At 57.0% G+C, this 5583-nt stretch carries 6 protein-coding genes; all 6 read left to right on the top strand.

Annotated elements, in window-relative coordinates; genetic code table 11:
* Positions 1 to 132 precede the first annotated feature (132 nt).
* Positions 133 to 597 carry a hypothetical protein gene (locus ACW7G5_RS14480; protein WP_457005672.1) on the top strand — a complete coding sequence of 155 codons (465 nt, stop codon included), beginning with the start codon at positions 133 to 135 and terminating at the stop codon, positions 595 to 597.
* A 77-nt stretch (positions 598 to 674) separates the two neighbouring features.
* Positions 675 to 1097, top strand: coding sequence for a VOC family protein (locus tag ACW7G5_RS14485; RefSeq protein ID WP_457005674.1), 423 nt, complete (start codon positions 675 to 677; stop codon positions 1095 to 1097).
* Between the two features lie 474 nt (positions 1098 to 1571).
* Positions 1572 to 2066 carry a hypothetical protein gene (locus tag ACW7G5_RS14490; protein ID WP_457005675.1) on the top strand — a complete coding sequence of 165 codons (495 nt, stop codon included), beginning with the start codon at positions 1572 to 1574 and terminating at the stop codon, positions 2064 to 2066.
* A 686-nt stretch (positions 2067 to 2752) separates the two neighbouring features.
* Complete coding sequence (locus tag ACW7G5_RS14495; protein ID WP_457005677.1) at positions 2753 to 3568, top strand: tetratricopeptide repeat protein; 816 nt, start codon at positions 2753 to 2755, stop codon at positions 3566 to 3568.
* 970 nt (positions 3569 to 4538) lie between these two features.
* On the top strand, positions 4539 to 5006 hold the full coding sequence (locus ACW7G5_RS14500) for a hypothetical protein (RefSeq protein WP_457005679.1): 468 nt from the start codon (positions 4539 to 4541) through the stop codon (positions 5004 to 5006).
* A gap of 63 nt (positions 5007 to 5069) precedes the next feature.
* On the top strand, positions 5070 to 5438 hold the full coding sequence (locus ACW7G5_RS14505; protein ID WP_457005681.1) for an Imm50 family immunity protein: 369 nt from the start codon (positions 5070 to 5072) through the stop codon (positions 5436 to 5438).
* The last annotated feature ends 145 nt before the right edge of the window (positions 5439 to 5583 follow it).

Consider the following 5583-nt stretch of genomic DNA (forward strand, 5'->3'; position numbering starts at 1 on the left):
CTTGTTCAGTAGCGGCAAAGAGCTGACGCTAAGATACGACACCGGCGCTGACTTCACTCAGATTGGCGCCTAACAATTCATTCAAGCCGATGCCGCTTCGCGGCACGGCTTAATTCTGGCGTTAGACCTGCGATGAAGTGGCGTGAGCCTTGGAGACATTCAATCAAGCAACAAGGGGTGCTGCCGCAACTCTGGCGTCGCCTCTCGCGCGGCATTCTGACTTGGTACGGCATCTTCGCTGCGCTAGTGATCGTCTATGCGTTAACGGGAAAGATTTCGCATCAAGACCTCCTGGGGCGTCTGGTTGAAATCGCAGCATTCGCAGCCGCGATGTCTGTTGTTCTGTACCTAGTGTGGTATCTGAGTCCGCGCAAAGTTGATTCTGGACCTAGAGGAATTGTAGTGACCAAAGCGAGTGAGCTCGTGCTCATCCCTTGGCAGGCAATTGCATCTTTCCAGCTTTCACGGGCAGTCTTTCCGGGCACCTTGTTTCTGCGATTGCACTCGGGGGAGGAGTACACGATCGCTCTGGCCTGCAACGTTCGACCTGATGAGATCAGCAAAGAGATCATTGAGATGAGCGGTGCGCAGGTCTAACAATTCATTCAAGCCGACACCGCTTCGCGGCGCGGCTTAATTCAGGTGTTAGGCGGCCCACGGAGCAGCATCGCAACGTGCAACAAGCAATTGCCCACATCTCGCTACTGGTCCGTGATTACGACGAGGCCATAGAGTTCTACGTCGGGACACTCGGATTCCGCTTGGTTGAGGACTCGCCGCGGCCGGAAGAGGGCAAGCGCTGGGTGGTCGTCGCTCCGACCGGAAGCTCGGGCACGTCACTACTACTCGCCCGAGCCTCGGGCACAGATCAGCTGGCGGCGGTTGGTGGCCAGACCGGTGGCCGGGTATTCCTGTTCCTTCAGACAGATGACTTCTGGCGTGACTACGAGCGGTATCGGTCGGCCGGGGTCACCTTCGTTCGCGCGCCTTCCGAGCAGCCTTACGGCACAGTGGCGGTGTTCCAGGACTTGTATGGCAATCTCTGGGATCTGCTGCAGTACAACGGGTCGGTCCCGTATCGTCTCGGGGCCGCCTAACAATGCGTTCAAGCCGACACCGCATCGGGGCGCAAACCACATGGCAGGTAGAGCGTGCCATGTGCTTTACGCCCCGCTGCGGCGCGGCTTAACTTAGGCGTTAGGCCGCATGTCGCACGCTCGCCGCACTCGAAAGCCTAATTCGGCGCAGAATCCTCGGCATAGGATTCCGCCTCTATGGCGTCTGTGTCTTGGCGTAGCGGGGGCGACGGGACTCGCTCTCATCTTCCAGGTGCACCAGCTCATCCGAGCTATCAACGGCCACTACTTCAGCAGACCCGCTTCATCACTGACCGCGTTGGATGTGCTTCTGACGCTGGTTGCGGTGTACTTTCTACTCGTGGCGGCGTCCGGTCGCTGGCGGCTGGTTCGGTGAGCCGCTCGGGCAATGCGGTGCGGCCTAACGAGTCATTCAAGCCGATGCCGCTTCGCGGCACGGCTTAATTCTGGTGTTAGGCCTCAGGGGGAAGTTTCGTGCGGCGACCGCGTTCAATCATTCTGCTAATCGTCTGGTTCCTTTGGGCCACGGGCAAAGACCTCGATGGCCTTGCTCGCTTCGGCACCACCGCTGACTATTACATCTTCGCAAGTATCGGTGCCGCTTGGGCATACTTCGCCCTGGCTGGTGTCGTGTTCCTGTTCAACGCAGCCGCGGTCTTTTACTTGTTTCGGCCACAGCTAGTCGGGTATGGAGTTTTGCTTGGTGCCTTGGCGGCCGGCATAGGTCAGAACTTGGTCACAACCCTACTGGCAGTCCGGGACATTCAGGGCGTTCGCGAGGCCTACGAGATCGGCCGTGAGCTTCGTGGCTTACCGGTGCGGCAAGAAGCCATGGACATGATCTTCAAGCCTTCCGCTCTTTGGCTCACGGCTGGGCTTGCAGTTCTCGTGTACGTTGCTCTTGCGTTGCTGGTTCGCCGCAATCGTTCGTACTTCGCAGGCCCGGCGGCGTATGCAGCTGAGGCCTAACAATGCGTTCAAGCCGACCCCGCATCGGGGCGCAAACCACATGGCAGGTAGAGCGTGCCATGTGCTTCACGCCCCGCTGCGGCGCGGCTTAACTTAGGCGTTAGAGGGCTATGGAAAGTTCTGATCTCATCGCCGCTCTTGCTATCGTTGTCAGCTTGTTGTCTGCGTACATCAGCTACAGAGCTTTCACGCACTCCGTAAGCGCGCATGAGCTAGAAACCACTTTAGCCTTTGAGAGAGACAAGTCTGAGCTACTCATGCACGTCGAGAAGAGTCGTAACTTGTTTTCGTCAGCTCGGCAAGAGATCGAAAGGGTTCAGTTCGTTCTCGCCCACGAGCCCACACAGGTTCAAGGCGCACTGAAAAGCTATGACAATCTTTTCACTGAGTTCCTTCCAAGGCTAATAGGTGCAGAGCGACAAGCTGGCCTGCTATGGGAGGAAATATATGAGTGGCGCGATAAGTCAGGTCGTAGCGCCTTCGCACACCACACCCCACGATTTAGGTCACTCATCGAGAATGATCGGGTGGCGCACGATTCCGCGCTGTTCTGCGCGGCAGAGTTGCGAACACAGTTAGCCCGAGCTCAAGATATGTTTGGCCGGGGGTTGCTCGGGTAGCCCTCTAACAATTCATTCAAGCCGAAGCCGCTTCGCGGCTCGGCTTAATTCAGGTGTTAGACACTCATGAAGAACCTCATCGTCGCCATCGCGCTCTGTTGCGCTTCCACTGCGCTGGCTCAGGCTCCCCAAGCCACAGAGCTGACGTTCGATCAGACTATCGCCGATTGTGAGAACAGCTGGTTTGGGGCTGAGGCTCAGGATGGCAGCGTGATCCTTGGCTACGTCTACGTCGACCCAAGTGCCGGCTTTACCTTCGAGCATTACGGAACCTTGGAAGAGGGCGGTGGCGCTTTGCGTGCCCTCCAATCAGACCTGTCAAAAGAAGCACGGCTGATTCAAAGAGTTGGTCACAATTTCCCAGCAACGTGCTTGGTTGAAGGGCAAGTAGCCGCACTCGGTTTGCCATTAATTCCAGAAACGATGCAGTTCTACAAAGACAGCCGGCCGCCTGGTGAGCATCACGCCGCCTGGGCGTATCACTACAATCATATTGGCGCTAGCGACAAAGCACTTGGTCACGTGCTGAAGGCGCTCGAGGCAGGCGCAGCATCTGAGGCCCTAACGTTTGAACACGCTTTCGCACTGAATGTACTGGGAAAGTTCAGTGAAACTATCACTCTACTTGAGCCGGTTTACTCCTCCGGACGCATGACTGGCGATCTGATTGCGGAGTTCGCGTACGCGCGACTCAGGCAGGGTGACTATCAAAGAGCTATTGAGCTCTACACCCAGGCCATAGATCCTGATCAAGGCGAAATCTCATCACGCCGTTGGGAGTTCGCAACGAACATCGCAGCAGCTTACGAGGAGCTAGGTGACGCTCAGCGCCGAGACTCATGGATCAAACGCGCAGAGCAGTACCGGGAGGCTAAGGAGTAGGTGTCTAACAATTCATTCAAGCCGACACCGCTTCGCGGCGCGGCTTAATTCAAGTGTTAGGCCGCACTACATTTCCACAACCACGGGGAGTATTTCATGAAGCGACTTGCCAGCTGGGTTATAGATTTGCTGCAAAATTTACGAGCAGACTGGTTCGCGTGGCTGGCAATACTCGCCGGGACAACGGCCATCGCACTCAGTTCTATAGCCGTAGGCGAAGCAGTCGCACTCAATCGTCCGAGCCCAAGAACATTAGATATTGTCGCGGTTGCTTGGATCCTCCTAGGCGCGCTGTGGACTGCCCTCGGAGCTCATGCATCTCCAAGCACCAGGCCCGCACTGGAGCAGATGTCACAAACAGGGCAGTTCGATCCAAAGGTCCTGGCCGATATGCTTTTAGCGAACTCCCGGTTTGCAACGTACGGCGCTCTTATGATTCTCGTAGGAAGCATTGTCCTCGTGGTGAAGCTTTGCCTTCCCCCAGGTGCGGCCTAACAATTCGTTCAAGCCGAACTTGCTTCGCTACACCAACAACGTGGCAGGTAAAGCTTGCCACGTTGTCGGCTACGCTACGCAAGTCGGCTTAACTCAGGCGTTAGGCCTTGTTTCCCGCACTGTTGTTGCCGGATTCTAGGCAATCCGTAGCGCCTCGCTCATCCGCAGCGTTTGCACCTCGCACGCGCGGTGCAGGCATCGGCAGTCAGCCCTGCAACACCTCGGCTTCGGACAGGCGCGACTCTTCGCAAGATTCGACCTGCCGGGTCGGCTTCGGGCGGTGCGCGGTGAGAGTTCTTGGCCGCGCGCATGATGCGTTTCGGCAGCACCAGGCACGGCGCTTGTTGTACTGTTCGCCTCAGGGGTTGGGCTGCCGCACGTCGGGCGCAGGTGCCAGGGAACGGCGGCCTAACGAGTCGTTCAAGCCGATGCCGCTTCGCGGCACGGCTTAACTCTGGTGTTAGGACTCAAACATATGCTGTCGCTAATTGTCGGAATAGTAAGCAGCCTCATCGCGACCGCCCTGTTCATTAGCGGTAGTGAGCTCTTGCGCCGTGTTGCTCTTCCTTGGTACGCCGACAAGATCTATCGCGGGGCAAGGATTGACGGTCGTTGGGAAGCATTCGAATTTGATGGCCAGCCAATCGAGGCCCCCATGCAACTAGACCTAATGCAGAGAGGCGACACAGTTTCAGGAACGTACTCGCACAAGAATAACAGCGGGACTACGGACATCTATGAAATCTCTGGCAGGATCAGGGATGGTTACTTTTTAGCCACTTTCACACCTCAATCAAACCGACACATCGATGGCGGCACCATGCTCATGTTCATATCCAATAAGAAGGACAATTTCCTCATGACGGGCTCGACGCTCTATTTTGGCGATGCAGGCAAAGTCGACGCTGCCGAGAACTTTACGTTTCGCTGGCTTGAGTCCTAACAATTCATTCAAGCCGAACCCGCTTCGCGGGTCGGCTTAATTCAGGCGTTAGGCACCACAGGCATGATCTCGAAATCTGATTCAGTCACGTCAATCTTCGGCTACTGGCCCGAGTTCGCTGACGCTCGCTTGACCTCTTTCAACTACTCGGCTGAGGGCACTGTCACGCTCGACCTCTTCTACATCGACGCCTCTGCCGGCAAGGGCGCTGTGGTCGGCCTGTCATTCACTGGCGTCCGGGATATCGAGCTCAGTGACCTGGCATCGGAGAACGTACTGGACCGCTTAGCTATCGCTCAGGGCAGTCCCCTGCTCGTCACCCTTGAGCCGTGTATTGGCTTGGGTGGTAGCTTCACGTGCACGGCAGCCACAGTTACCGGAGTGGTGCCTAACAATTCATTCAAGCCGAAACCGCTTCGCGGTTCGGCTTAATTCAGGCGTTAGGCCTTGTGTCCCGCACTGTTGTTGCCGGGTTCCAGGCGATCTGTAGCGCATCGCTCATCCGTAGCGTTTGCACCTCGCACGCGCGGTGCAGGCATCGGCAGTCAGCCCTGCAGCGCCTCGGCTTCGGACTGGC

This window comes from Luteimonas sp. A501 (assembly GCF_054052085.1).